The sequence below is a fragment of the Aeromonas sp. R7-2 genome (genome assembly GCF_040908105.1).
GTDB lineage: Bacteria > Pseudomonadota > Gammaproteobacteria > Enterobacterales > Aeromonadaceae > Aeromonas > Aeromonas caviae.
Genome location: NZ_JBFODC010000024.1, coordinates 91,514 through 114,576 on the forward strand (window position 1 = coordinate 91,514; position 23,063 = coordinate 114,576).

The following is a 23,063-nucleotide window of genomic DNA, read 5'->3' on the forward strand; positions in this document are numbered from 1 at the left end:
GTCATCCCTCTCGTATCAACCCTGATTATCGAGCAGAGCGGCAATCTCGGCGGGGATCTGCTTTGGCGCGTCGATGGCGACCGTCTTGTGCCGACCCAGCTCCCCCCGCAGGATGCGAACCTGCCCCTTGGCCACCTTGCACTGCTTGGCCAGGTACTTGATCAGGTGACTGTTGGCCTGACCATCCACCGGCGGTGCCGTGATGGCCACTTTCAACTCGTCACCGTGCAATCCGATGATCTGATCCCGGCTCGCCTTGGGCTGGATCATCAGATGCAACACCAGCTCGTCCCCTTCCAGCAGGACGGCGGGCATCAGATCATCCACCACAACTGGCCGAACAGATCCCCCATCAGGTAGTTGATGGCCTGCAGCGCGATGAAGGCGACCAGCACGGAGAGATCCAGCCCGCCCAGTGCAGGCAGGATGCGGCGAATGGGGGCCAGGAAGGGTTCAGTGAGCTGGTGCATCACGTATTCAATGGGGTTGCGACCCTGGCTTACCCAGCTCAGGATGGCGCGGATAAGCAGGATCCAGAAGATCATGGAACCCGCCTTCTTCAGCACGGTGAGCGTCGCAAACAGACAGAGAGTGAGCCAGTCCGCCTGCAGCACATTCATGCTCTTGAGCAGGACCAACTTGCCAAAGGCGATCAGCAGCGCCAGCAGCACAGAGGCCATATCCAGCCCGCCAAAACCCGGGATGACGCGGCGCAGGGGCACCACCAGCGGGTTGGTCAGCTTGACCACCATCTGGCTCATGGGGTTGTAGAAGTCGGCCCGCGCCCACTGCAGCCAGACCCGCAGCAGCACCACCATGAGGTAGAGATCAAAGACAGTGTTAATCAAAAAGTAAGCCGTGTTCATCCGGGCTCCTTGCTAAAAGGGATTCAGAAAAGGGTTTCCATTTCGCCGGCCCGGGTAACGGCCGCCTGCATGGCTCTTGCGGTCAGCGGCATCAGCCCCTGCTCCTGGAATGTCTTGACGGCCTCGGCCGTGGTCCCGCCCTTGCTGGTCACCTGCTCGCGCAGGGTCTGCAGCGACAGCTCGGGATTCTGCTCCACCATGGCGGCCGCCCCCAGGGCGGTTTGCTGCACCAGCAGGCGAGCCTGCTCCGGCGTAAAGCCCATGGCCTCGGCCTCCTCGGCAATCGCCTGCATGAACAGGAAGAAGTAGGCCGGGGCACTGCCCGCCGCCGCAATGACGCCGTTGATGCCGGCCTCCTCATCCACCCAGAGGGTCTTGCCCACGGATTGCATCATCTGTTCGGCCACCGCCCTATCGGCCTGCCCGATGGCGGGCGGTGCATAGAGCCCGGTCATCCCCAGCCCCAGCAAGGAGGGGGTGTTGGGCATGGTGCGAATGATGCGATCGTGACCGCCAGCCATCTCCTGCAAGCGTGCGACGCGAATGCCGGCAGCGATGGAGATGAGCAACTTGCCATCCAGCGAGCCAAGCTCGGCCACCAGCGCGCTCAGCATGCCCGCCATCAGCTGGGGCTTGACCGCCAGCACGATCACCTCGGCCTCCCGGGCCACCTCGGCGTTGTCCTGGGTGATACGGATGCCGAACTGGCTGGCCAGTTCGTCCAGCTTGGGGCGACTGGGATTGGCGGCGATGATACGCTCTGCCGGGTAACCCGCCTGGATGAGGCCGGCAATGATACTGCGGCTCATGTTGCCTGCCCCGATGAAGGCGAGGGTTCTCTGCTGCATCAAACACTCCTGTTACTGACATCGCAGCGGATGCCGACCCAGCCTGTGCGGGCTGACAGCATCACACGCGCCTGTTTACCTGAAAAAAAAGCACGACCGGGGGTGTTTCTCGCCCCGGCTCTTGCTCATGAATAGTCGCGGGCCCCGAAGATGGCGGTCCCGACCCGCACCATGGTACTGCCATGGGCAATGGCCGGCTCGAGATCCTCGGTCATCCCCATCGAAAGGGTGTCGACGCTCGGGTATTGTTGCGCAAGCTCGGTGAACAGAGCCTGCATGCGCGCCATCTGGGCCGCGAGCACCCCCTCGTCGCTGGTATGCTCGGGGATGGCCATCAGGCCGCGCAACCGCAGCCGCTCGCTCTGGGCCACCAGAGAGGCCAGGCGGAAAATCTCTTGCGCCGACGTACCGGATTTGCTGCTCTCTCCGCTAATATTGATTTGCAGACAGATATTTAGCGGCGCGAGCCCACCCGGTCTCTGATTGTTGAGGCGTTCGATGAGCTTGTCGCGATCGACACTTTGAACCCAGTCGAACCGCTCCGCCACCAGCTTGGACTTGTTCGATTGCAGCGGGCCGATAAAGTGCCACTCTATGTCTGTACAGGCGTTCTGCTCGCGCAAGGCATCAATCTTGAGCGCGGCCTCCTGGGCGTAGGATTCGCCAAAGCGCCGCTGACCGGCGGCATAGGCAGCCTGAATGTCCCCCAGCGGCTTGGTTTTGCTGACAGCAAGCAACTGGATGTGATCTGGGCTGCGGCCAACACGCCGTGCAGCCTCTACAATACGTTCCTTTACCTGAAGCAGGTGCTGGGCAATCTGGCTCATATTTCGTTCGTAATCTTGTGATGGGAGAATAACAAATCTATGGATATCACAGAGTTATTGGCATTCAGTGTAAAGCATAAGGCCTCGGATCTACACCTCTCGGCCGGGGTCCCCCCGATGATCAGGGTTGATGGGGAGGTTCGCAAGATCAATTTGCCCGCCCTGGATCACCGGGAAGTCCATGCTCTCATTTACGACATCATGAATGACCACCAGCGCAAGGAGCTGGAGGAGAACTTCGAGGTGGACTTCTCCTTCGAAGTACCCGGCATGGCACGCTTTCGGGTCAATGCCTTCCAGCAGGCGCGCGGCTCGGGCGCCGTGTTTCGTACCATCCCGAGCACCGTTCTGACCCTGGACGATCTGGGGGCGCCGGAGATATTTCGCAAGATAGCGGAGTACCCTCGCGGCCTGGTGCTGGTGACTGGACCCACCGGCTCGGGCAAATCCACCACCCTGGCCGCCATGGTCGATTACATCAATGACAACTTCCACCACCACATCCTCACCATCGAGGATCCCATCGAATTCGTGCACGAGAACAAGCGCTGCCTGGTGAACCAGCGGGAAGTACACCGCGACACCAAGAGCTTCAGCAACGCCCTGCGCTCGGCCCTGCGGGAAGACCCGGATATCATCCTGGTAGGTGAAATGCGGGACCTCGAAACCATCCGCCTCGCCATGACCGCCGCCGAAACCGGTCACCTGGTGTTTGGCACCCTGCACACCTCCTCGGCTGCCAAGACCATCGACCGCATCATCGACGTCTTCCCCGGCTCGGAGAAGGACATGGTGCGATCCATGCTCTCCGAATCCCTGCGAGCGGTCATCTCCCAGACCCTGCTCAAGCGTATCGGTGGCGGCCGGGTGGCGGCCCACGAGATCATGCTGGGGATCCCGGCGGTGCGAAACCTCATCCGGGAAGACAAGGTGGCCCAGCTCTATTCCGTCATCCAGACCGGGATGACCCACGGCATGCAGACCATGGACCAGAGCCTCAAGCAGCTGGTCAACCGGGGGGTCGTCGCCTCCCTCGATGCCAAGGCCAAGGCGGTCGATCCCAATACCATTTAAGCTCGCACACCCAAGGAGTCGCCATGAACATGGATGTTCTGCTCGCCGCACTGGTTGAACAAAAGGGCTCGGATCTCTTCATCACGGTCGATGCCCCCCCGACCCTCAAGGTCAACGGGCGTCTGGTGTCACTCGGGCCGGCTCCCCTCGACAAGACGACGGCGCTGGCGTTGATCAGGGAGAGCCTGGACGAGACCCACTTCGAGCGCTTCCTGCACACCCGCGAGGCCAACTACGCCATCCAGCGGGGCTCGCTGGGGCGCTTTCGGGTCAGCGCCTTCTGGCAACAGGATATGCCGGGCATGGTGCTGCGCCGCATCGAGACCCGCATCCCCACCTTTGACGAGCTGGTGCTGCCTCCCATCCTGCAGGAGGTCGCCATGGCCAAACGCGGGCTGGTGCTCTTCGTCGGCGCCACTGGCGCCGGCAAGTCCACCACCCAGGCGGCCATGATCGGCTTTCGCAACCAGCACGGTGACGGCCACATCCTGACGGTGGAGGATCCGGTGGAGTTCGTCCATCAGCACGATCGCTGTCTGGTGACCCAGCGGGAGGTGGGGATCGACACCGCATCCTTCGATGTCGCCCTCAAAAACTCCCTGCGCCAGGCCCCGGATGTCATCCTCATCGGTGAAATCCGCTCCCAGGAGACCATGGAATTCGCCATCCAGTTCGCCGAGACGGGGCACCTCTGCCTCGCCACCTTGCACGCCAACAATGCCAACCAGGCGCTGGATCGCATCCTGCATCTGGTCCCCCAGGAGAAGCACCGCCAGTTCCTGTTCGATCTCTCCTTCAACCTGCGCGCCATCGTCGCCCAGCAGCTGCTCCCCTCCGCTCACGGGCAGCGCCGGGTCGCCGCCTTCGAGATCCTGCTCAACACCCCGCTCGTCACCGACATCATCCGCAAGGGAGAGATGCACAGACTCAAGGAGGTGATGACCAAATCCGGCGAGCTCGGCATGCAGACATTCGATCAGGCACTGTTCGGCCTGTTCTGCGCCGGCCAAATTGGCTACAGTGAGGCCCTTGCCCATGCCGACTCCGCCAACGACCTGCGACTGCTCATCAAGCTGTCGGGTCGCGAGCAGCTGGGCGCAGGCACTCTCGACAACGTGACCCTGGATGAATGAGGGGTGTGCGTCACCGCTAGTAAAGGACAGTTATGCTGATTGTGGTTTCCCCGGCCAAGACGCTGGATTACGAGTCACCCCTGGTGACCTCCCGTTTCACCCAACCCGAACTGCTGGACCACTCCGCAGCACTGATCACCCGGGCTCGTCAACTGAGCCCGGACCAGATCGCCAGCCTGATGAAGATCAGCGACAAGCTCGCCGGCCTCAACGCCGCCCGCTTTGCCGAGTGGCAGCCTGACTTCACGCCGGCCAACGCCCGCCAGGCGCTGCTGGCCTTCAAGGGGGACGTCTACACCGGTCTGGCCGTAGAAGATTTCAGCGAGGCCGACCTCGACTTCGCCCAGGCCCACCTGCGCATGCTCTCCGGCCTTTATGGCGTGCTGCGGCCGCTTGACCTCATGATGCCCTACCGCCTGGAGATGGGGATCCGCCTCGACAACCAGCGCGGCAAGGACCTCTACCAGTTCTGGGGCGACATCATCACTGAGCACCTGAACAAGGCGCTGGCAGCCCAGAGGGACGACGTACTGATCAACCTCGCCTCCGACGAGTATTTCAAGTCGGTGCGCCCGAAAGCCCTGCAGGGGCGCATCATCACCCCGGTCTTCAAGGACGAGAAGAACGGCCAGTTCAAGATCATCAGCTTCTACGCCAAGAAGGCCCGCGGCATGATGGCACGCCATATCATCAAGCATCGGCTCACCCGGGTGGAACAGCTGACCGGTTTCAATGCCGACGGCTACTACTTTGTACCGGAAGAGTCCGACGCCAATACCCTGATGTTCAAGCGCGCTGAAAATTAATTACACATTCAAGGGAACCAAGTCGGAGATCCTCGGGTCTGACTCTGTGAATCCTCTGTTGTAAGCACTTTTTGTTGGCCGACGTCCTTGCGTCGGCTTTTTTCTGCGCCTCTCTCAGGCCACTCCCCAGGCAGCAGACAGCAAAACGGCCATCCTGGGATGGCCGTTTCAACTGTGCTCGGGGGCATTACTTCTTTTTCTTCTTTGCCGACTTCTTGGCATCCTTCGGCTTTTTCTTCTTCACCGGCACCCGCGCTTCCTTGTGTCTGGGGCGCAGCTCATCGATCACCCGGCGCTTGAGGCGCTCCTCGGTGTAGCGTTCGATCTTGGCGACCATGGCCATGTCGTGAGCTTCCACCAGGCTGATGGCGCAGCCACGGTTGCCGGCACGACCGGTACGACCGATGCGGTGCACATAGACATCCGCGCCGTAGGGCATGTCGTAGTTGATGACATGGCTGACGTTCGGCAGGTCGATGCCGCGGGCGGCCACGTCGGTGGCGATGAGGAAGGGCACCTCCCCTTCGTGGAACTTGCGGATAGACTCGATGCGCTTGGCCTGCTCCATCTCGCCACGGATCCAGGCGCAGGGCACGCCTGCCGCCTGCAACTGGCCGGAAAGCTCCGCCAGTCGCTCACGGGTCTTGACGAAGATGATGGCCTTCTGGGTTTCCGGGTTTTTCAGGATGTGCACCAGCAGAGCCAGCTTGTGGGCGGCATCATCGGCCAGGTGGATCCACTGGGTGATGGGGCGGCGCTCGCTGCGGGGCGGCTCGGCGTGCAGCTCAACCGGGTCTTTGAGGATCTCGCTCGCAAACTTCTCGAGGCCGGCCCCTTCCAGGGTGGCGGAGAAGAGCATGGTGTGCTTGCGGTAGCGCGCCTCTTCCACGATGCGGTCCACGTCCTTGATGAAGCCCATGTCCAGCATCCGGTCCGCTTCATCCAGCACCAGCACCTCGATGTCGTGGCTCTCGAACTCCTCTTTCTCGATGTACTCGAGCAGACGGCCCGGGGTGGCCACCACGATGTCGGTGGTCTTGGTCAGGGCAGGCAGCTGCTCTTCATGGCTGACACCACCGATGATGGTCTCGATGCTGAGATGGGTGTGCACCGCCAGGGCCTTGGCGTGAGCACTCACCTGCAGCGCGAGCTCGCGGGTCGGAGTCAGGATCAGCATGCGGCACGGACCCGGCTTGCGACGCGGGAAGTCCAGCAGGTGCTGCATCGCGGGCAGCAGGAAGGCGGCGGTCTTGCCGGTTCCGGTCGGCGCAGAAGCCAGAATATCGCGGCCGTCCAGGGCTGGCTCCAGCACCATCTGCTGGATGGTGGTGGGGCGGGTGAATCCCATCTCGGCCAAGGCCCGACTGAGGGCTGGATTCAGGTCGAAATCATCAAAGGACTGGCTCATGGCAATACTCGGTCATTAAGGAAGCGGCAGATTATAGGCGATTATGCCGCCGGCTCCTATGGTGACTGTGGCTTAGCCGCTATAATCGCCGGCCATTTTCCGCGGGCAGGCACAGGAGGAGGGCCGAATGGGGCGCAACAACGGTTTCACGTTCAAGCAATTTCACATCGATCACGACCGCTGCGCCATGAAGGTCGGTACGGACGGCATTCTGCTGGGAGCCTGGGCGCCGGTCGACAGCGCCCGCCGGGTGCTGGACATCGGCACCGGCAGCGGCCTCATCGCCCTGATGCTGGCCCAGCGCAGCACGAACGACTGCCACATAGACGGGGTGGAGCTGGATAAGGATGCAGCCATGCAGGCCCAGGAGAATGTGACGGCCTCCCCCTGGCGTGAGCGGGTCACCATCATAGAGAGCGCCATTCAGGATCACCTCGCCCCCCCTTACGATCTCATCGTCTCCAACCCGCCCTATTTCCCGGCAGGCCAGACACTTCGCGATCCAGCCAGGGCTCTGGCGCGACATACCGGGGGGCTCGACCCCAGGGGATTGCTGGCCGCCAGCGATCGCCTGCTGAGCCGTACCGGGCAACTGGCCCTGGTGCTGCCCACGGCGATGGCGGATGAAATTTTATGCATTTCGTCGAGTTATGATCTGTATGAGCGTTGTTATCTGGCTGTTACTACCAGAGAGGGGAAAGAGGCAAATCGTGTTTTATTGCTGCTTGGCAGAGGATTAAACAAGTGTGAGAGGGGTGAAATTGTGATCCATTCTGCCACGGGAGGCTATTCCGACAGATATATCCAACTAACCAGCCCCTTCTATTTGAAGATGTAAATTTTGCCTTGAACTATTTTTTCACATCATTATGCTGACTGCTAAATGAGCGCCCGCTCAAGACCAGTTCAAACCACTGGTCGCGATGAAAAAACCAGCGGGGCTCTTTTTTTTACCCCCGGAAAGTGCCGGTCACTGACAAATAAAAAACTATAACAAGCAATAGTTTACAAGACAGACGAGGTTGAACTTGACGAAATCACTCACATTGTCCGATGTACTCGGATTGGGCTTCATGACCTTTGCGTTCTATCTGGGCGCAGGCAACATCATCTTCCCGCCCCTGGCCGGCTTCATGGCGGGTGAGCACCTCTCCCTGGCCATGCTGGGCTTCCTGGTCACCGCCGTGGGCCTGCCCCTCATCACCATCATCGCCGTCGCCAAGGCTGGCAACGGCTGGGCCGGCATGACCAAGCTGCTGCCAGCCGGCGTGGCCACCGCACTGGCCGTCGCCATCTACATCATCATCGGCCCGGCCTTCGCCGCCCCCCGTACCGGCCTGGTGGCCTACGAGATGGGCCTCAAGCCCTTCCTTGGCGACATGGGACCATCCGGTCTGGCTGCCTATACAGTACTGTTCTTCGGCGTGGCCATCCTGGTCTCCCTGAACCAGGGCAAGCTGATGGATGCCATCGGCAAGTACCTGACCCCGCTGCTGATGCTGCTGCTGCTGACCCTGGCCATCGGTGTCTTCGTCGCACCGCAAGGAAGCATGCCTGCCGCATCCGGTGACTACCAAAGCACCCCCTTCGTGAAGGGCATTCTGGAAGGCTACAACACCATGGACACCCTGGCGTCCCTGATGTTCGGCGCCCTGATCGTCGACCTGCTGCGCCAGAAAGGCATCCATGACTACCAGAGCCAGTTCAAGTACCTGGCCATCGCGGGCATCATCTCCGCCATCGGTCTCTCCGTGGTCTATGTCTCCCTGTTCCAGCTGGGTAACACCGCTGCCGGCGTCGCCACCGACGTGAGCAACGGCGGTGCCATCGTCAACGCCTACGTGCTGAGCCTGTTCGGCCAACCGGGTCAGTTCATCCTGGCTGCCATCATCACCCTGGCCTGCTTCACCACGGCCGTCGGCCTCATCTCCGCCTGCTCCGACTTCTTCCACAACCTGACCGGCATGAGCTACAAGAAGCTGGTCGTGCTGCTGGGTGTCATCTGCGGCGTCGTGGCCAACGTGGGCCTGAGCCAGCTCATCAGCCTCTCCATTCCGGTGCTGGTCGCCATCTACCCGGTTGCCGTGGCGCTGGTACTGGTCACCTTCCTGAAGGGTTACTTCGGTCGCCCCCGCCTGGTGTTCCGCTCCGTGCTGCTGGTCGCCTTCCTGTTCGGCTGCCTGGACGGCCTGGGCGCCGCCGGCATGAAGATGGATGCTTTCGCCTTCCTGCCGCTGTTTGACAAGGGCCTGGCCTGGTTGCTGCCGACCCTGCTGGCCTGTGGCCTCGGTGTCATGGTGCGTGGCAATGGCAAGCTGGCTGCAGAAGCGGCCTGATAACAGATCTTGATCAAATGAAAGAGGCCAGCATTCGCTGGCCTCTTTTTTGTTGGTGCAATCTGGTTCATCCGTTGTGGAGAGCGCTCTTCAGAGGACGGTTGCTGGCTTGGGTTTGCCTGCAAGACCGTACCAGTGATGCTCAAACCGGCCCGCATGCCAGCGCAGGGTGCCCCAGGGCTGGTCAGCCTGCCAGCGCGGGAAGTTGATCTCCACGCGGTTGTCTTCGTACTTGTAGAGAGAGGTGCTGATCTCGATATCCGACAGGATAAGCAGCACCACCCCACCGATGACACTCCATTTCAGCATCTTCCACATGGCGATTACTCGAAGCAGATCTCGATGGTGGCACGGCCATACTCCGATTCGAACGGCATCATGATCTTGGCGCCGTCGGCCCGGTGAGTGATGGTGTGATTGGGACCGGAGACGATGACCGGGGTCGCCATGTCGAACTCATAGCCCTTCTCCCCCAGCATGCGTTTGGCGCCGCCCGTCACCATGTTGGTGATCTCGCCCACCATGTCGGTCACTTCCTCGTTGATGGTGGCCGGCGCCTCCCCCAGCATGCGACGCATGATCTCCAATGCCAGCCCCTTCTCGAAGCTGATGGAGAGGGAACCCCGGGTCTGCGGACCCACCATGCCAATCAGGCCGGAGACATCTCCCCGAGCCAGCTCGTCCGTCTTGCGCTTGGGCGCGCCCGGTTTGAGTTCCAGCTGTGCCATGGTGGAGAGCACGTTGAGCAGGGAGAGCAGGAACGGGTTTACAAAATCAGCCTTCATCTTGACTTCCTACGGTAGCGGAACAGCGGGCACATTGACCATGGGCTTCTATGGTCTTGTTGGTAATAGTAAAACCATGCTGATGAGCCTGCTCGGAAAAGGCGCCGTCGATGGCGGGATCGTGCAGCTCCACTACCTCACCGCAACGATCGCAGATCAGCAGTTGCATCGGGTGGGCATGGTCGAAGTGGCAGCAGAAGATGAAGGCGTTGAGCGACTCCACCTTGTGGGCAAAGCCCTGTTCGAGCAGGAAGTCGAGCGCCCGATAGACGGTAGGCGGTTTGGCATGAGCCTCGGTCTGCTGCAACTGGGCCAGCAAATCATAGGCACTGATGGCATTGCCGTGGGCGGCAAGCAGCCGGAACACCTGGCGCCGTGTCGGGGTGAAACGGATCCCTCGCTGCTCGCAGAGGCGTTCCGCTCGTTGTAGAAGTTGGTCTTGATTCATGTTCACGCAGATACCCTGTCAATTAGCCGGATACTATCACAGGGCCCCCAGTGCGCGGCGACAAAATTCATTTTCTGGGGCTGTCTCACGTTGTGATAGAATCCCGCCCCTTGTTTGGCCAACCCGGATGATTTTTATGCAGGCGCAGCGCTTTTCCATCGCCCCCATGCTGGACTGGACCGATCGGCATTGCCGTTATTTCCACCGTCTGATGACCCGCCAGACCCTGCTCTATACCGAGATGGTGACCACGGGCGCCATCATCCACGGCAAGGGCGACTATCTGGGCTACAGCGAGCAGGAACACCCTCTCTCCCTGCAACTGGGTGGCAGCAACCCGGCAGACCTGGCCCGCTGCGCCAGGCTCGCCGAGGAGCGCGGCTATGACGAGGTCAACCTCAACGTCGGCTGCCCTTCCGATCGGGTGCAAAACGGCCGCTTCGGCGCCTGCCTCATGGGCGAACCCGCGCTGGTGGCCGATTGCGTCAAGGCGATGCGCGACGTAGTCGACATTCCGGTCACCGTGAAGACCCGTATCGGCATCGACGAGCAAGACTCCTACGAGTTCTTGCAGGCCTTCATCGAGCAGGTAAGGGACGCCGGTTGCGATACCTTCATCGTCCATGCCCGCAAGGCCTGGTTGAGCGGCCTGAGTCCGAAAGAGAACCGCGAGATCCCGCCCCTCGATTATCCTCGCGTCTACCAGGTCAAGCAGGATTACCCGGAACTGACCATTGCCATCAACGGCGGGGTGACCAGTCTGGAACAGACTCTTGAACATCTGCAGCACCTCGACGGGGTCATGATGGGCCGCGAAGCTTACCAGAATCCCTACATTCTGGCCCAGGTGGACAATCTGGTGTTCGGCGAGAACCATGCCGTGCCAAGCCGCCACGAGGTGGTGCGGATGATGCTGCCCTACATCGAACAGGAGCTGGCCAAGGGCAACTACCTCTCCCACATGACCCGCCACATGCTGGGGTTGTTCCAGAACATGCAGGGGGCGCGCGCCTGGCGTCGCCATCTGAGCGAGAATGCCTGCAAGCCGGGGGCCGACATTCAAGTGGTGCTGGACGCCATGGCCAAGGTGCCGGAGTTCGCGCCAGCCGACGCGGTGGAGTGATCATGTACCGCTTCACCGGATCCTGGCTGCACAAGGCCTTGGTGCGTCTGTGCGCCGGCCTGCTCACCATTCTCGGCATCAAGCTCAGCGCCTTCTATTTCATCGGGCTGCTGATAGTGCTGGGGCTGCACCGGGACCAGATCCTGGGCTAAGCGCCCCACGCTCCCGAACAAGAAAAAGCCGGCGCCCCTGCGCCGGCTTTTTTGTCACCACGGAGGTGACCCGACAGTCTGGCTTACTCTTCCTGAACCATGAACTGGAGTTCAGGGGGAGAAGAGGTCAGCACATCGGCGCAGTAATCCCAGGTCGAGATGCGGTAGTGCTGCAAATCTTCATCCAGGTGCAGTCCATCGGATTCCTGATGGAACCAGCTGGCGAAACGGGACGGGGTGATGAGCTGGATCTGCTCCTCGATGACGTGGCTGTCACGCCCCTCCGCCAGATCGCAATCCTCCATCACCCGCACTGCGAAGATGTGGCGAAAACTCACCCGGCACAGGGGCAACGGAGGCAGATCGATGCTGCGAGCACGCCCCAGCATGACGGTCAGGGTGTCGCTCCAGATATCCTGATGCAGTTCGGCCACGACCAGGCCGGGAGGGAGTTGACGAGAGGGTGCCCAGGGGACGGCTACCTGCCGAATGGCATTTTTCTGTTCCATATCCACCTCGCTACAGCGCATGCCATATTCTGAGTGTATCTGAAACAAATTTTGACGAAGATGGCAAGAAAAAACCCGGCACAAGCCGGGTTTCATTTGATTACAAGACGATCTTATTTGACGGCGTCTTTCAGCGCCTTGCCAGCCACGAAGGACGGCACATTGGCGGCTGCAATCTGGATCTCTTTACCGGTTTGCGGGTTGCGACCGGTACGGCCCGCGCGATGGTTGACCTTGAAGGTACCAAAACCCACCAACTGAACGGCATCGCCCTCTTTCAGGCTCTGGGTAATACCATTGATGATCTCTTCCAGAGCGACTTTGGCCTGAGCTTTGCTCAGGTCTGCTTTGGCGGCAATTGCATCGACAAGTTGAGCTTTGTTCATAACATTTCCTTTATGATCGGGCATTTAGCACCGGGCCACTCTATTCAAAAAAAAACACTCAGGCAAAGGCTTTATCAGCCGGATTGGCTTGAATGCTGGGGTTTTCATCAAGATCTGCGGAAATAGTCACATATATCGCCCCCTTGTCCCCTGGATGGGCGACAGGATGCGAAGTACCGGTGGGGAGAGGCATGCAAATCCCCGCCTGATGTAACAATATCCCTACACTCCTATTGACGGTCAACTGGATTTTCCCTAGTTATAGGAGTGTCGTCAGTCGATGAGAATGACCGGAGGCGTGCGACCCGAGAGCCGCATGCCATGCCCATGGAGGGACTATGTTAACTGAACTGGAAAAAACCAAGCGCGCACTGGCAGGCAAGCACAGAGCAATAGATGACTGGCTGGATGCCAGACAGGCGTTGCTGGTCGAGTACATGCGACTGGCAGGCCTCATGCCCGCCAAGTGCAAGCAACGCACCCTCCCAGGTCACGTCGAACTGCAACGTTTTTGCGAACAACTGGTCGATTACGTCAGCGCAGGCCATTTCGAGATCTACAACCATGTCGTCACCGCCTTTGAGCAAGCCAGCGGGGACAAACTGGAGCTGGCCAAGCGCATCTACCCCCATATCCGTGCCTGTACCGAATTCGCGCTGGAGTTCAACGACAAGTACAGCAACGCCGACGAAGCCCAGTTGCTGCAACTGGACGAGGATCTGAACCAGCTCGGCCCCGTGCTGGAGGACAGGTTCAAACAGGAGGATCGGCTGGTCAAGGCGCTGCAGGTGGTGGAATCCCTCAGCCATCAGCAGGTCTGATATTCAATATCGGAGCCAGCTCAATATCCTGGCGTGCCAGCTGGATTACACTCTGCAACATGAAGGATGAGCATCTTGCTCCCACGCAGACCGGAGACGACCATGGCCGAGCGCCGCCACTTTACTCGGATTTTCTATTTGACCGCCGCCAAGCTCACCCAGGGTGAACACCAGTGGCGCACCCAGCTGGTCGATGTCTCCCTGCAGGGAGCCCTGCTGCTCAGACCCGAGGATTGGGTCGCCAGCGAGGATAAGGAGTACGAAATCTGCTTCGTGCTCGGGGGCAGCGACATCGAGATCAAGATGCAGGTCGAGCTGACCCACGAAGCCAGCAAGAAGCTGGGGTTTTACTGCCACCACATCGACATCGACAGCGCCACTCACCTCAAGCGGATGATCGAGCTGAACATCGGAGAGGAGCAACTGCTCCATCGCGAGCTGGAGCAGTTGCTGCAAGAGCACCGAGACCACGTCCCCCCCGAATCCTGAGCAGGCAGGCAGAAAAACAAAGGAGCGTCCATACGCTCCTTTTTCATGGTCGGTTACAGGGCCTCGAGGGCATCGGAGAGTTTCTTCACCGGCACCACCTCCATCCCCTCGATAGGATGTTTGGGCGCATTGGCATGCGGGACGATGGCTCGGCGGAAACCGTGCTTGGCCGCCTCCTGCAGTCGCTCCTGACCCGAGGGCACGGGCCGTATCTCGCCGGAGAGCCCCACTTCGCCAAAGACCACCAGATCCTTGGGCAGGGCCTGATCCCGGAAGCTCGACACCATGGCCAGCAGCAGCGCCAGATCCGCACTGGTCTCCTCGACTTTGACGCCACCCACCACGTTGATGAACACATCCTGATCCGCCATCTGCAACCCGCCGTGACGATGCAGCACCGCCAGCAGCATGGCGAGACGGTTGTGGTCCATCCCCACCGCCACCCGGCGCGGATTGGAGAGCTGGGAGTAATCCACCAGCGCCTGCAACTCCACCAGCAGGGGGCGCGTGCCTTCCCAGATCACCATGACGATGGAGCCCGGAGCCTGCTCCTCCCCGCGGCTGAGGAAAATCGCGGAAGGGTTGCTCACCTCCTTCATTCCCTGCCCGGTCATGGCGAAGACCCCCAGTTCGTTGACCGCACCGAAGCGGTTCTTGTGGGAGCGCAGGGTGCGAAAACGCGAGTCGTGCCCGCCATCCAGCAGCACGGAGCAGTCGATGCAGTGCTCCAGCACCTTGGGACCCGCCAAGGTGCCGTCTTTGGTGACGTGGCCCACCATGAAGATGGCCACATGATTCTGCTTGGCATAGCGTGTCAGCAGCGCCGCCGACTCCCGCACCTGAGAGACGGACCCCGGCGCAGACTGCACATCCGCCACGTGCATCACCTGGATGGAGTCGATGACCATGATCTGAGGCTGCTCCTGCTGGGCGATGAGGCAGATCTGCTCGACACTGGTCTCGGACAACATGCGCAGCTTGTCCGTGGGCAGACCCAGCCGACCGGCCCGCATCGCCACCTGTTGCAGTGACTCCTCACCGGTCACATAGAGGGTCTTCATGCGCTGCGCCAGGCCGCACATGGTCTGCAGCAACAGGGTCGATTTGCCGGCCCCGGGGTTGCCGCCGATGAGAATGGCCGAACCGGGGACCACGCCGCCACCGAGTACGCGGTCCAGCTCCTTGAAGCCCGAGCTGAAACGGGGGATCTCCGTGGTGGCGATCTCCGCCAGGGTCTGCACCTGGCTGCCGACGGCGCCCGCATAACCGGTATAGCGAGCGCTCTTGCCGGGTGTCGTCACCCCCAGTCGCACCTCGGTGATGGTGTTCCATTCCTTGCACTCGCTGCACTGGCCTTGCCAGCGGGTGAAGTCGGCTCCACATTCGGAACAAACATAGGCGGTTTTGTTTTTGGCCATGGATAACTCGGGGACAGGATGAATTCCTGCTTGATATACTTGTTTGCGACCGGCAGATCAAACCCAGAATCGGAAAAGTGACTTTCCGCGGCAGGAATACATGGATTCAGAACAACCACTACATCTGATAGAACAACTTGTCCCCCTGCTCCGGGAAAAGGACTTCGACGAAATCTTCAACCGTCTGACCCAGAACGAAAATACCAACAGTCGGTTCCTGCTGAAGATGGAACTCAAACGCAAGTGCACCCCCTGCCGGCGCGTCATCGACATGCGCAACGAGCTGGGCGCCCTCTGTCAGGTGCATGAGTTCGACGGGGTGACCCACTTCATGCCCGCCGAGGCCATCGAGCTGTTTCAATCCCAGTGCTACCTCTACCGGGACAGCTACACCCTGGGGGTCTACGAGGCGCTGCAAGCCTGGTACAAACTCAACCAGGGGCGCAGCGACAATCTGGCGCTGCCCATCAGCCCGTTTCGTCCGTTCGATGTCAGCGCCATCCCCTTCGCCAGCCATTACGGGCGACAGGAAGAGCGCATGCACTTCAGCTCTCCCATGGTGCTCCAGCTCGCCAACGGCGAGAAGATCCTCGCCAAGAGCTCCGACATCTCCCTCGGCGGCATCCGGGTATCCGTGCCCTATCTGCCCGACTACCAGACAGGCGACCTGATAGCCGTCTTCTTCACCGGACTGGAACGCGATCATCCCCATCCCCTGCTGCGTGACCCGGTCAGCTACCAGATCCTGGGGGAGGAGAGAAAAGAGGACAAATTCTGGCTCAGGCTGCTCAAGAACGGCGAGCATCCGGTGTTCGACGAGTTCCTGCGCGACTTCATCGAGCGCAACCGCAGCCGCTATCGCGTCAGCGTCGACTACCTGCTCTCCGCCGCCGTCATCAAGGGGTATGAGCAGTTCTATCTGCCGCGCATGACCGGCATGCCCCTCTATTTCGGCAAGGGCAGCGTCCCCGCCCTCGAGATCGCCCTGCGCACCGAGAACAACCAGCACATTCTCGAATACTGGCGCGACGCCAAGAACCGCGACATGCTCGCCAGCCTCTTCACTGCGGCCCGCATGCCCTCGTTGCTCCCAGGCAAAGAGGGGCTGCGCGAGACGCTGATCTACAGCTTTACCCATGCGGTACGAAGCCACCTCTACTTCTTCTCCGCGACCCGGGAGGAGCTGGAACAAAGCGGACTGACCGCGCTCTTCTTCCAGATCGGAGCCCGCCGCCCCAGCTGGCGGGTGTACAAGTTCAGCATGGAAGCCTGCACCCTGCGGGAGGCCGACCTCGACAACCCCCAGGGCGGGGCGAGCCAGTTGCAGGACAGGCTGCTGCGCGAGCGCCTGGCCCAGCTCGGTTACGTGGGCATGCTGCAGGAGATAAACCTGGACAACCAGCGCGACGAGTTCCAGCGAGAGACCAGCCAGGAGCCGCTCAACGCCAACGCCTTGCAGCGCTTTGGCCATGACATCCATGCCGCCCCCTTCGAGATAGAGACGCTGCACTATGTGCAACTGCGCAAGGAGGCGCGCTACATGCACAAGACGGCCATCGTCTTGCATCACAAGGAGCGATCCTGGGTCGGCTGGACCCGAGACATCTCTGCCCACGGCATGCAAATCGAGCTGGAGGAGCCGTTCGACGGGGAGAAGGGAGACATCATCACGGTGGCCCTGCCCCGCTTGCAGGAGCTCGCCAGGAACATGGACCTGCAACGCCTGCCCTATCGGCTGGTCAGCCTCAACCTGAGCAGAACCGTGCTGCATCTGTGCATCGAGGGGACGGCCGAGCGCCATACCGGCCACCAGTTCTTCAGCCTGCTTATCGAAAGCAACCAGAACAAGCTCAAGACCACCCGGGAGTTCAATCGCTATCGCGGCATGGCCAGGGCGCTGCGCAACCTCTACACCCACCACCTGTTCAACACCCCCGTCTATGTGAACAAGCTCAAGGCCGCCCCGAAACTGGCCGCGGCCGGCCTCTCGCCACAGCCACGCAGCCTTTCCCGTCTGCTGCGCATCTGTGCCGAGCAGGATCAGCAGTTGAACCTGTATCCCCTGTTCCAGGGGGCACTGCTCAAGGCCCTGCTGCTCAATCCCCTGCGCGCCATCGAGCGGGAAGACAAGCCGGAAGAGGAGGAGGTCTACATCGCCGCCCTCCACTCTCAGGGGGGAACCCCCCTGTTTCGCAGCCACCTGGCCAGCAGCTTCAGCTCACCGGATCAAAAGCGCCGCTTCATCGAGCTGGCCCGGCAACAGGGAGAGTTCTATTCGGTACTGGTGGGTATTTCGCGCACCGGCCGCCCGGACACCAGCTTCATCGCGGGTGAACTGGACTACATCGCCAAGTTCGCCATTCACAAGGCCAAGAAGCTGGAAGAGGAGCTCTGGAGTGTCGTGGGCGTGGGTGAACTGACCGATACCACCGAGGCGACCCTGTTCCGCCTTGGCATACCATCCGGGTCCCGCTAGCCAGCAGGGCAGGAAGACAACAAAAAACGGGCACGCAAGTGCCCGTTTTTTGTCTATCAGGCAGCCTGGGGGTTGCGCAGCCAGGCGAGGATGTCGGGGAAGTGATCCTCCTGTGCCTGGGGGGCCGTCAACATGTTGATGTGGTCGTAATCGAGGCGGTTGCCGTTGTCCCGCCCAAGGCGGGTGTGGCGGGCGGCCGAGCCCATCTCGTCGCTGAAGCGGCGCACGTCGACGGGGTGGCCAAGGACCTTGTCCGCCTTGGCGGAGATCATCCAGAGAGGGGGCCAGTTGACCCGGCTCGCCGCCTCGTCATAGGCGAAGCCGTCAAAGGGATCCTGCCAGGGCCCGCACTTGACCCAGGGGATGGTCTCCTGCAAGTAGCGCAGAGGCTCATCATCGGCCCCTATCTTCAAACGGCGGGCGGCCAGAAACCCCCGGCGGCGCGCCAGCCAGGGGGCAAGCCGGTTCCAGATCAGATCCACCTTCAACCAGCGCTCCGGGTTCTGCACCGAGACCCCCCGCTTGGTGCCGAAGAACACCAGGCTGGCAACCTGCTCCGCCAGCTCGGGGAAGCGCACCAGGGTCGAGGCCATGATGACGCCGCCCCAGGAGTGGGCCATCCAGTGCACCCGGGCACCGGCATGGCGGGCCGATACCCAGCGCTGCAGGGCGGGCAGATCCTCGGTGATCAGCTCATGCTGACCGTGGCCGGCCCGCTCGGCGATGGTCGGAGTGCTCAGACCCCGACCACGCAGATCCGCCACATAGACCTGATACCCGTGGCGAGCCAGAAAGCAGGCCAGCCCCTTGCCCGATTCGGTGTAGAAGATGCGGCCGTTCTCGATGGCCCCGTGCACCATCAGGATGGGATCGGCATGCACCGCGACACCGGGCTGGATATGGCGCACATGGAGTCGATGCTCACCGCAGGGGACAAACAGGGATTGCTGTAACAGTTCCATCTCGTGATCGGCTCCTCCTTGAGCGGGATCAGCACCAGCGTCGGTCGCGACAAGCCAGGGCGCCGAGCAGGCAGAGCACCCCTTCCAGATCGTGGTGATTGAGGGTCGCCGCCGCCTGGGCACGTACCAGGGGTTTGGCATGAATGGCAATGCCAAGCCCCGCCACCCCCATCATCTTGAGATCGTTGGCACCATCGCCGACCGCGACCGTCTGGGATGCAACCACCCCGTACTCCGAGGCTAGCTGTTGCAGTGCCTCGGCCTTGGCGGCGGCATCGACGATGGGGCCGCTCACCTTGCCGGTCAGCAAGCCCCCTTCCACCGCCAGCTCGTTGGCGAAAATGGCATCCAGACCCAGGGCACGCTGCAACTCGCCGGCAAAGCGAGTGAAGCCACCGGAGGCGATCGCCACCTTCCAGCCAGCCTGCTTGAGGGTATCGACCATGAGTGGCAGGCCCGGCATCCAGGGCATGTCGGCCGCCACCTCGTCGAGGATGGTGACCGGCGCCCCTTCCAGCAGCGCCACCCGGGCACGCAGACTGTCGGCAAACTCCAGCTTGCCCTGCATGGCCGCCGCGGTAACGGCCGCCACTTGCTCACCGACCCCGGCCAGCCGCGCGATTTCGTCGATGCACTCTATCCTGATCGCGGTGGAATCCATGTCCATCACCAGCAGACCGGGCTCACTCAGGGTAGGCAGGGCGGCCAGATGACACAGGTCGATGTCCCACTCCTGGGCTTTGAGCGCCTGCACCAGCTCGGGGGAAAAGCGGTTGGTGCCAAGCAGCAGCAGCGGAATACCGGCCTGCTCCCCTGCGGGATAGAGGCTTGACTCAAGCCCCAGGGCATCCAGCTGCTGGGCCAGGCGGGCCAGATGACCGGCCTCCAGCCCCTTGCCAAACAGGACAATCCAGGCGCTGTCGTGGGCGTTGGCCGCGGGCAGCAGGGCTTCGTTGGTGAGCTGCCAGCAGGGGGCACAGCTCAGGGCCCCGGACCAGTCGTGCAGGGAGCGGGGAAGTTGGGACAACAACATAAGAGAGACGCCTTCCTTGGAAATCATGGGGTTCATCATGCGGGCCCAGAGTAGCGTATTGCTTTTTGTACAGGCAAGCGCCAAGATCCCGCCTGCGGTGCGGGCAGACATGGAAACAGACCACCCTGTTTCCCGCTTCGCGGCACCGGGGCACCAGCCAGCCCCACTCATCCATTACCAGAGGCCCGGTTCTGTGCGTCATCTTCCCATCAAACGTGTTGTCAGCCTGGCGGCGGGAGTCCTGCTCGGTCTCTGGGTGCTGGTGCTGCTCATCCACATGCAGGGAGAGAGCCAGGCCGCCCTGCACGCGGCGGCACGGGACAGGGCACAGGCGCTGGTCGCCTATGCCGCCCGGGACATGCGCCGCTGGATCAAGGAGGACAAGGAGAGCGAACTGGAGAGACTGGCGCAGGATCTGGCCGTCGAGCCTGACATTCTGGATGTCACCCTCTATGACGCCCGCGGCATTCCCCTCGCCCAGTCGGACAACGCCCTGCCGCTGGACAGTCTGCTGCCCATCGGCAGCGACAACAAATCCCTGCCGGAGCAGGGCAAGGGGCGCATCCAGTTCGTCCAGGAGATCCAGGACGGAAACCTGACCCTGGGCTATCTGAGGATCACCCTGGAAGAGCAGAAACTGCTGGCCGCACAAGATACCCATCTCAAGGTCAACCAGGAGAAACAGCGCCTGATGCTGCTGGTGATGCTGCTGGCCGGCCTGCTCATCTCCTACGGGGTGCGTCGCAACTACATGCGGGTGCGCAAGCACAAGAAACAGAGCAAACCCGCCGCTCCGCAATAAGCGGGAGTGGATCACATCCTCCGGCTTGTATATAACACTGGCAAGATCACTGGCAGGAGAGCCACATGATTGCCCCCCCCTTGCCGCGGGATGAACACAGTCGACTGGAACGACTGCGCATCCTCGGCCTGCTCGACCACGAGCCCATCGATCAGCTTGATCGCCTCACCCGGCTCATCACCCGGCATTTCGCACTCCCCATCGCCATGGTCTCCCTGACCGACGTGAACAGGCAGTGGTTTCTCGCCCGCACCGGGGTCGATATGTGCGAGATCAACCGGGAACACTCCTTCTGCGGTCATGCCATTTTGCGCCCCGACATCATGCAGGTACCGGATGCCAGACGGGATCTCCGCTTTGCCGACAATCCGCTGGTGACCGATGATCCCGGCGTGGTCTTCTACGCCGGCCGCCCCCTGCGCGCCCTCGATGGCGTGGTGCTCGGCACCCTCTGCCTGGTGGACCATGTGCCGCGCCATCTCGACGAAGATGCCTGCCGGGATCTCGACGACTTCGGCCGCCTGGTGGAGAACACCCTGCACGATCTGGAGCGGCGCCACCAGGTGCGCACCCTCAACCAGGTGCTGGAAGACAAGGAGCATCTCTTCACCCTCACCTTCAACCAGTCGTCGGTGGGCATGGCCCTCTCCTCCCTCGAGGGGAAATGGCTGAGAGCCAACCCGGGGCTGGAGCGGCTGCTCGGTTACAGCGAGCATGAGATGCTGAGCCGGACCTGGCTCGCCATGACCCATCCCGAAGATCTGCAACGGGAGCAGCCCCTGTTCGATGCCCTGATCGCGGGGCAACGGCAGGATTACCGGCTGGAGAAGCGGATGATCCGGGCCGATGGCACCCAGTGCTGGGTCCAGCTCAGCGTGACCCTCTGCCAGAGCCGCACCATGGCCCCCCACATGATCGCCGTGTTTGCCGACCTCACCGAGCGCAAACAGGCCGAAGCCGAACTCGTGCGGCTGCAGCAAGGGCTCGAGCAGCAGGTGCAGTCACGGACCCGGGAGCTTTCCCGCACGGTGGAACAGCTGCATCAGGAGATGCGCGAGCGCGGCGCCATGCAGCAGCAGCTGTGGCAGGAGCAGCGCCGCTTGCAGCACATGCTGGAGCACACCAGCAATGCCTTCCTCGAGCTCGATGCCGATTTCATCATCACAGGCTGGAACCCGGCCTCCACCACCCTGCTCGGCTGGCACGCCGACGAGATGCTGGGCCGTCCCCTCTTCGGGCTGCTCGGCGCCGAGCATCCCCTGCTGAGCCTGTCAGGCAACCCGCAGAGTCCGCCACGGCGGCTGGAGTGCGACATCATCACCCGCACAGGCCGGCACATCCCGGTCGAGGTGATTGCCGAGCGTTACCAGTTCGACGGCAAGGTGCGCATCGCCCTGTTTTTGCACGACATCACGGCCCGCCGCCAGGTGCTCGCGGAGATCGAGCGTGGCCGTGCCCGACTGCGGGCCATCACCGATGGCCTGCCGGTCACCATCAGCATGGTGTCGCCCGAGGGGCGTTACCTGTTCGCCAACCAGGCCTATTGCCGCTACTTCGGGCTCGATACCGAACAGATGCGGGAAATGAGCGTGCGGGACGTCATCGGCGAGGAGGCCCACGGCAGGGCCATGGCCTATGTGGCAAAGGCCCTCGCCGGTGAGCAGGTGAGTTTCGAGCACCGTTTCGATCTCCCCATAGGCCGACGCGACCTCAGGATCACCATGATCCCGAGCCGGGGCGACGAGCCCGGGGTCTACATCCTCGGCAGCGACATCACCGAGTTCAAGGCGCTGCAAAGCCAGCTGGAACACGAGGCGGCTCACGACCCCCTCACCGGCCTGCCCAACCGGCGCGCCTTCACCCTGCGCCTCTCCCGGGAGCTGGAGCGGGTGCGCCAGAATGCCGAACCCCTGGGCCTGCTGTTCCTCGATCTCGACGGCTTCAAGGGGATCAACGACAGGCTGGGACACCACGTCGGCGATGCCCTGTTGCAACGCTTCGCCCAGGTGCTGAGTGCCGAGGTGCGCCCGGGGGACATGGTGGCGCGCCTGGCCGGCGACGAGTTCACCATCATACTGCCCGCCCTGCGCCAACCGGAACTGGAGCTACCCGCCCTGTGCGAGCGGCTGCTGGCGGCCATGGCGGTTCCTGGAGACGTGGCCGGTCACCGGCTGCCCCTTGCCGGCAGCATAGGAGGCGCCCTCTGCCACTCGGGCCAGTATTGTCACATCGACGATCTGCTGCACCGGGCCGATGCCGCCATGTACCGGGCCAAGCAGTCGGGCAAGGGGCGCTTCGCCCTCGATCTCTGACCGTGCTTCGCAAAAATGCAAAACGGCGGCCCGAGGGCCGCCGTTTTTT

At 61.8% G+C, this 23,063-nt stretch carries 25 protein-coding genes; 12 read left to right on the forward strand and 13 right to left on the reverse strand.

Annotated elements, in window-relative coordinates; translation table 11 throughout:
* Positions 1-15 precede the first annotated feature (15 nt).
* The 4 genes from yggU to AB5Y47_RS10045 all read right to left on the reverse strand — a co-directional run bounded on the left by yggU (position 16) and on the right by AB5Y47_RS10045 (position 2,541).
* Positions 16-315 carry a DUF167 family protein YggU gene (gene yggU, locus AB5Y47_RS10030; protein WP_010673054.1) on the reverse strand — a complete coding sequence of 100 codons (300 nt, stop codon included), beginning with the start codon at positions 313-315 and terminating at the stop codon, positions 16-18.
* Positions 315-866 carry a YggT family protein gene (locus tag AB5Y47_RS10035; protein ID WP_010673053.1) on the reverse strand — a complete coding sequence of 184 codons (552 nt, stop codon included), beginning with the start codon at positions 864-866 and terminating at the stop codon, positions 315-317. Before AB5Y47_RS10035 ends, yggU begins: the two co-directional genes overlap by 1 nt.
* Before the next feature lie 23 nt (positions 867-889).
* Positions 890-1,714, reverse strand: coding sequence for a pyrroline-5-carboxylate reductase (gene proC, locus AB5Y47_RS10040; RefSeq protein ID WP_368220199.1), 825 nt, complete (start codon positions 1,712-1,714; stop codon positions 890-892).
* A 125-nt stretch (positions 1,715-1,839) separates the two neighbouring features.
* Positions 1,840-2,541 carry a YggS family pyridoxal phosphate-dependent enzyme gene (locus AB5Y47_RS10045; RefSeq protein WP_223953919.1) on the reverse strand — a complete coding sequence of 234 codons (702 nt, stop codon included), beginning with the start codon at positions 2,539-2,541 and terminating at the stop codon, positions 1,840-1,842.
* Between the two features lie 39 nt (positions 2,542-2,580).
* On the opposite strand from AB5Y47_RS10045, the gene tapT reads away from it, so the two are divergent.
* Genes tapT through yaaA form a run of 3 tightly spaced genes read left to right on the forward strand, consistent with a single transcriptional unit; the run spans position 2,581 to position 5,554 of the window.
* The gene (gene tapT / locus AB5Y47_RS10050) at positions 2,581-3,615 is read left to right on the forward strand and encodes a type IVa pilus ATPase TapT (protein ID WP_010673050.1); all 1,035 of its coding nucleotides are present in this window, start codon (positions 2,581-2,583) and stop codon (positions 3,613-3,615) included.
* A 23-nt stretch (positions 3,616-3,638) separates the two neighbouring features.
* Positions 3,639-4,748 carry a PilT/PilU family type 4a pilus ATPase gene (locus tag AB5Y47_RS10055; RefSeq protein WP_041214461.1) on the forward strand — a complete coding sequence of 370 codons (1,110 nt, stop codon included), beginning with the start codon at positions 3,639-3,641 and terminating at the stop codon, positions 4,746-4,748.
* 32 nt (positions 4,749-4,780) lie between these two features.
* Entirely contained in the window at positions 4,781-5,554 is a 774-nt protein-coding gene (gene yaaA / locus AB5Y47_RS10060) for a peroxide stress protein YaaA (RefSeq protein ID WP_069652225.1), read from the forward strand.
* A 187-nt stretch (positions 5,555-5,741) separates the two neighbouring features.
* Here the strand turns inward: yaaA and srmB are convergent, their stop codons facing one another.
* On the reverse strand, positions 5,742-6,962 hold the full coding sequence (gene srmB / locus AB5Y47_RS10065; RefSeq protein WP_171864936.1) for an ATP-dependent RNA helicase SrmB: 1,221 nt from the start codon (positions 6,960-6,962) through the stop codon (positions 5,742-5,744).
* Positions 6,963-7,089: 127 nt separating this feature from the next.
* Between srmB and AB5Y47_RS10070 the strand changes: the two genes are divergently transcribed.
* Entirely contained in the window at positions 7,090-7,800 is a 711-nt protein-coding gene (locus tag AB5Y47_RS10070) for a tRNA1(Val) (adenine(37)-N6)-methyltransferase (RefSeq protein WP_171864937.1), read from the forward strand.
* Between the two features lie 235 nt (positions 7,801-8,035).
* Positions 8,036-9,298: a branched-chain amino acid transport system II carrier protein gene (brnQ, locus tag AB5Y47_RS10075; RefSeq protein ID WP_050485178.1), complete on the forward strand. Its 1,263-nt coding sequence runs from the start codon at positions 8,036-8,038 to the stop codon at positions 9,296-9,298.
* A 90-nt stretch (positions 9,299-9,388) separates the two neighbouring features.
* Here brnQ and AB5Y47_RS10080 read toward each other — a convergent pair whose 3' ends face one another.
* Genes AB5Y47_RS10080 through zur form a run of 3 tightly spaced genes read right to left on the reverse strand, consistent with a single transcriptional unit; the run spans position 9,389 to position 10,531 of the window.
* Entirely contained in the window at positions 9,389-9,616 is a 228-nt protein-coding gene (locus AB5Y47_RS10080; RefSeq protein WP_039039956.1) for a hypothetical protein, read from the reverse strand.
* Positions 9,617-9,621: 5 nt separating this feature from the next.
* On the reverse strand, positions 9,622-10,083 hold the full coding sequence (locus AB5Y47_RS10085; protein ID WP_010673043.1) for a chemotaxis protein CheX: 462 nt from the start codon (positions 10,081-10,083) through the stop codon (positions 9,622-9,624).
* On the reverse strand, positions 10,073-10,531 hold the full coding sequence (gene zur, locus AB5Y47_RS10090) for a zinc uptake transcriptional repressor Zur (RefSeq protein ID WP_039039955.1): 459 nt from the start codon (positions 10,529-10,531) through the stop codon (positions 10,073-10,075). Before zur ends, AB5Y47_RS10085 begins: the two co-directional genes overlap by 11 nt.
* Positions 10,532-10,667: 136 nt before the next feature.
* Here zur and dusA point away from each other — a divergent pair, with 136 nt between their 5' ends.
* Positions 10,668-11,654, forward strand: a complete 987-nt coding sequence (dusA, locus tag AB5Y47_RS10095; protein ID WP_266109758.1) for a tRNA dihydrouridine(20/20a) synthase DusA — start codon at positions 10,668-10,670, stop codon at positions 11,652-11,654.
* A 2-nt stretch (positions 11,655-11,656) separates the two neighbouring features.
* Positions 11,657-11,806 (forward strand): hypothetical protein, encoded by a 150-nt coding sequence (locus AB5Y47_RS10100; protein WP_080944170.1) that lies wholly within the window; start codon positions 11,657-11,659, stop codon positions 11,804-11,806.
* An 83-nt stretch (positions 11,807-11,889) separates the two neighbouring features.
* On the opposite strand, the gene AB5Y47_RS10105 is transcribed toward AB5Y47_RS10100, so the two are convergent.
* Positions 11,890-12,315, reverse strand: a complete 426-nt coding sequence (locus AB5Y47_RS10105) for a hypothetical protein (RefSeq protein WP_029313758.1) — start codon at positions 12,313-12,315, stop codon at positions 11,890-11,892.
* 113 nt (positions 12,316-12,428) lie between these two features.
* Positions 12,429-12,701 carry a nucleoid-associated protein HU-alpha gene (gene hupA, locus AB5Y47_RS10110; protein ID WP_005305063.1) on the reverse strand — a complete coding sequence of 91 codons (273 nt, stop codon included), beginning with the start codon at positions 12,699-12,701 and terminating at the stop codon, positions 12,429-12,431.
* A gap of 338 nt (positions 12,702-13,039) precedes the next feature.
* Between hupA and AB5Y47_RS10115 the strand changes: the two genes are divergently transcribed.
* Positions 13,040-13,522 carry an Rsd/AlgQ family anti-sigma factor gene (locus AB5Y47_RS10115; RefSeq protein WP_029313757.1) on the forward strand — a complete coding sequence of 161 codons (483 nt, stop codon included), beginning with the start codon at positions 13,040-13,042 and terminating at the stop codon, positions 13,520-13,522.
* 102 nt (positions 13,523-13,624) lie between these two features.
* Positions 13,625-14,011: a PilZ domain-containing protein gene (locus AB5Y47_RS10120; RefSeq protein ID WP_029313755.1), complete on the forward strand. Its 387-nt coding sequence runs from the start codon at positions 13,625-13,627 to the stop codon at positions 14,009-14,011.
* A 53-nt stretch (positions 14,012-14,064) separates the two neighbouring features.
* On the opposite strand, the gene radA is transcribed toward AB5Y47_RS10120, so the two are convergent.
* The gene (radA, locus tag AB5Y47_RS10125; protein ID WP_010673036.1) at positions 14,065-15,429 is read right to left on the reverse strand and encodes a DNA repair protein RadA; all 1,365 of its coding nucleotides are present in this window, start codon (positions 15,427-15,429) and stop codon (positions 14,065-14,067) included.
* 100 nt (positions 15,430-15,529) lie between these two features.
* On the opposite strand from radA, the gene AB5Y47_RS10130 reads away from it, so the two are divergent.
* Positions 15,530-17,905, forward strand: a complete 2,376-nt coding sequence (locus AB5Y47_RS10130; RefSeq protein ID WP_266109757.1) for a PilZ domain-containing protein — start codon at positions 15,530-15,532, stop codon at positions 17,903-17,905.
* 56 nt (positions 17,906-17,961) lie between these two features.
* On the opposite strand, the gene AB5Y47_RS10135 is transcribed toward AB5Y47_RS10130, so the two are convergent.
* Entirely contained in the window at positions 17,962-18,867 is a 906-nt protein-coding gene (locus AB5Y47_RS10135) for an alpha/beta fold hydrolase (RefSeq protein WP_041214455.1), read from the reverse strand.
* 28 nt (positions 18,868-18,895) lie between these two features.
* On the reverse strand, positions 18,896-19,900 hold the full coding sequence (gene serB, locus AB5Y47_RS10140; RefSeq protein ID WP_182976093.1) for a phosphoserine phosphatase SerB: 1,005 nt from the start codon (positions 19,898-19,900) through the stop codon (positions 18,896-18,898).
* 193 nt (positions 19,901-20,093) lie between these two features.
* Here serB and AB5Y47_RS10145 point away from each other — a divergent pair, with 193 nt between their 5' ends.
* Positions 20,094-20,702, forward strand: a complete 609-nt coding sequence (locus AB5Y47_RS10145; protein ID WP_049636480.1) for an AhpA/YtjB family protein — start codon at positions 20,094-20,096, stop codon at positions 20,700-20,702.
* Between the two features lie 65 nt (positions 20,703-20,767).
* Positions 20,768-23,014: a PAS domain S-box protein gene (locus AB5Y47_RS10150; RefSeq protein ID WP_113069587.1), complete on the forward strand. Its 2,247-nt coding sequence runs from the start codon at positions 20,768-20,770 to the stop codon at positions 23,012-23,014.
* Positions 23,015-23,063: the final 49 nt, after the last annotated feature.